Origin of the sequence: Escherichia sp. AM3 (genome assembly GCF_032029835.1) — a bacterium.
GTDB lineage: Bacteria > Pseudomonadota > Gammaproteobacteria > Enterobacterales > Enterobacteriaceae > Escherichia > Escherichia coli.
Genome location: NZ_JAVUPQ010000170.1, coordinates 1 through 3,238, shown reverse-complemented (window position 1 = coordinate 3,238; position 3,238 = coordinate 1). Strand labels below are relative to the sequence as shown.

At 45.0% G+C, this 3,238-nt stretch carries 2 protein-coding genes and 1 pseudogene; all 3 read right to left on the bottom strand.

What is annotated here, in order from left to right; genetic code table 11:
- A pseudogene (locus tag RTW80_RS23445) lies at positions 1–246 on the bottom strand (YhcE family protein); the annotation flags it as partial.
- Entirely contained in the window at positions 243–2,624 is a 2,382-nt protein-coding gene (locus RTW80_RS23440; protein WP_000914994.1) for a fimbrial biogenesis outer membrane usher protein, read from the bottom strand. The gene RTW80_RS23440 and the pseudogene RTW80_RS23445, both read right to left, overlap by 4 nt.
- A gap of 20 nt (positions 2,625–2,644) precedes the next feature.
- On the bottom strand, positions 2,645–3,238 hold a 594-nt coding region (locus tag RTW80_RS23435), incomplete at its 5' end, for a fimbria/pilus chaperone family protein (RefSeq protein WP_213060961.1).

Here is a 3,238-nt window from a genome sequence, read left to right as displayed (position 1 = left end):
TCCAAATCCGTTGTTGGAAATATTAGCGGTATTCAACTGAACACGAATATGAGCGTCCTGATCGCATTGCATTACCAGCGTGATTGTTCTGTCTGCTAATTGTGTTGTTTTACCCCGGTCAACTTGGCGCATGGCAGCACTTCGTTTGCCATAGTCGATATTTTGTATGCTACTGGAGATATTACACTCTGCCTGAGCGGCCATGGCGAAGTTCAGCAGCAGGCATCCTGTTATTATCCGTTTCATTGGCACTCTCCTGTTGCTGTCTCATAGAACACATCTTTTGGTGCATCTTCTGGGAATGTAAGGTGAATACGGCATGATTGCTGCTCATCTTTTATATCTAGCACCATGTCCGGTTTGATGTTATTGAGGAATACAACACCGTCATCCACTGATGTTGTCAGATAGTTGCCTTCACTATCTTCAATCGCAACGCCTCTGGGCAGTTTTTTGCCGTCGGAAAGTGTGATATTGAGTAATGCACGGCGTTGTGTTATCGCACTGAATCCGACTTTCCCTACTGCACCACGGCCTTGTTTGATCATTTTTGTGCCGTTACCGATATCGACATTTTTTGGCAAGCTGGCGGTATCGATCTCAACTCCTGATGTTCGCCACGGCTGGATTGATGGAATGACGGCATTACCCCGAAAATCTGTCCATACTGGGCCTGCCTGAGATGTAATTCTGACACCTGCAATATTGTTATCCATTTTTGCGATGGCGAAAGTGTCATTGATAGTCCACGGTGAAAAGGTCACTCCCTGATCATGTACGGCAATACCACCTGACATCGTACCGTTGTAAGTACGGCTATCACTGCCGCTTGCTCCTGCGGCAAGGCTGACTTGGGTGTAATGGAGATTGGAACTGATACTGCCGTTCAAGCTCGTTTCACGTTCGTCGTGATCTCGTTCAGCATTCACATAGTAGGACATCTCATCTGAGACGACTCCCATGACACCAGTACCATAGTGGGTTTTATGATCGTCATGGCGAGTATACAGTGTGGCGGTGTTTGATCTGCCAAATGGAATACTGATGTTGACGTAGAACAGATCACCATCGTCTTCATTATTTTCTGAAGCACTAAGTTGATGCTGCCAGTTGACGGAAACCGTGGCGTGTTTGAACGCTTTGTTCCAGTTAATATTAAGGTTGCTTGAGTCATTGTCACCGTCGTAACTATATGTTTTATAGCCACTGATGTTGAAACCACCCAGAATGGAGTTAGACCAGTTTAAACCAAGCGCATAAGTGCTTTTAGTCGGATCGGTATAATCATCATCAATCGCTTCAGACAGTTCGCGATAATGGCGATCAGATCGAGTGAGGCTGGTTGTTAGCCCAAGTGAAAATGGGAGATTGTAGTTCGCGTCAAGACGATATTTCTGTCCTTGCAGTGAGTCTTTCGTATCCTGCGATGTACTAATTTGGCTGCTCACTGTTAAATCGGGCAGGGGAACCAGACTCGACCGGATTGATGCCGCCTGATAATTTTCTGCTACGATAACGCCGCCGTTCATTGCACTCCAGCGTGTCAGATTCCATCCGCTCGATGCACTAATTACCCAAGGTGATTCGTCATAGTCATCGTCTACCCGCCCTATCGCGAAGCGATAACCCTGGAAGCTTTCTACATGCTGATTAAACAGGGTGGAGGGAACAATATAGTTGTGCGAACTACCGTCTGTTTCGACAACGGTGACATTAAGATCACTATTACCATTGCGAACAGGTACATCAGGGATAGTGAATGCGCCCGCAGGAACCAGAATGGAATGAATTAAAACTCCTTGTTGACGAATCTCGACACGAGCCTGAGAGGTGTTGGCTATACCAGTAACTTGCACACCACTGCCGCTGGTTTGCAATGCGTTGTCCGGTGCGATTTCGATACCGTAAATACTGGCTCCTTCCAACACGCTATTATTGAGGTTAACTTCACCTGCTCGCATGAGTGTTTTAAGATCTGTAAAGGTACGTTGAAGGTAGGTTGACGAGTTCTGGTTACTGAATGTGCCATTTGTTTGTGTAAGGAACTGATGGCTGCGTAACATCCAGTCATTAATATTAATCCCGCCTTCAAGTGCAGCCTGGGAGTAGTCCGAACTCCCATTAGAAAATTCTGCACGGCTGCTCATCAGAGAGTAGTTTAGCAGCGCAGCTGTTCCACCAGTTGCTGCGTTTGTGAGATCCAACCCTATGGGAATGATCGCCTGTGGTGAAACGATAATATCTAACGCTTCCTGGTTAGGTAATGGTGTGATTGTGGTACCCGGGTAGGACAATATATAGTCGTAACAGCCATTTTTTTCTTCAGAAGGAATTTTTAAACCGGCTTGTTGCAGAAATGCCTGATCAAGACAAATGTCGCCATTTTCATCAAAGCGCGTAGCAATGTTGCCTTTTTTTTCGCCATTTACTGATACTATCAGTGAATATTCACCTGGCAAAAAACGGGCTGAACGGGAAAAATAATGCGATATATTAGGATCTACACCTAGTGATTTTAATGTTTCCCGATCAAAATCAACAGCGGCAATCTCTATACCATCTGCATTGGCTGGGGGAGAAAAGGCAAAACCAATGGTGTAGGCCAGTAACGTTTTTTTTAACATCCTTGTCGCTCCAGGCAAAGTTATTTTAAGTCAGTGACATATTTATTACCGCGATAACCATATCGGCTGGCTGGGTAAAACTCGACTTTTGTATCCGTAGCGTTTGTTAATGCAGTAGTTGTACTGGTGTGTGGTAGAAAATAGGTCTTATTTATAGCCCCCGTTTTTCCTGAAGGGAGCGTTTTAAATTGTAAGGTCATACGAACGACATAATTACTGGGGTTGCTAATCTCAATTTGGTCGCCATTTTTACGCCATTCCAGGAATTTCCAGGTCTCTCGCTCTTCCGGCAGGGAAGCCGGGTGGATCAGTACAGGTAGATCCTGACGAATTGAAACAGTAACTCTGCTGCTCTTGTCATCTTTTGGTGGAATACCTTCGAACGTTACGCGTTTCAGCTCTTCTGATTGCAGAGGAACAGTCGCCTGAAGTAAAAATCGAACCTGTTGTACTTGACCGGCTTCAACACGAATAACGGGCTGAGTCGGGATTAAACGAATTGATTTATTGCTTTCAGGCAAATCAACAATGGTGGTGTAAAGCAATGAAGGATGATCATCTGTATTCTTAATATTAATACTAGCTTCACCACGCTTTTCATCAACCAGCAATAC

Excerpts from the sequence above, each read along its gene's own strand:
- RTW80_RS23440 (WP_000914994.1), bottom strand. The coding sequence starts at position 2,624 with ATGTTAAAAAAAACGTTACTGGCCTACACCATTGGTTTTGCCTTTTCT.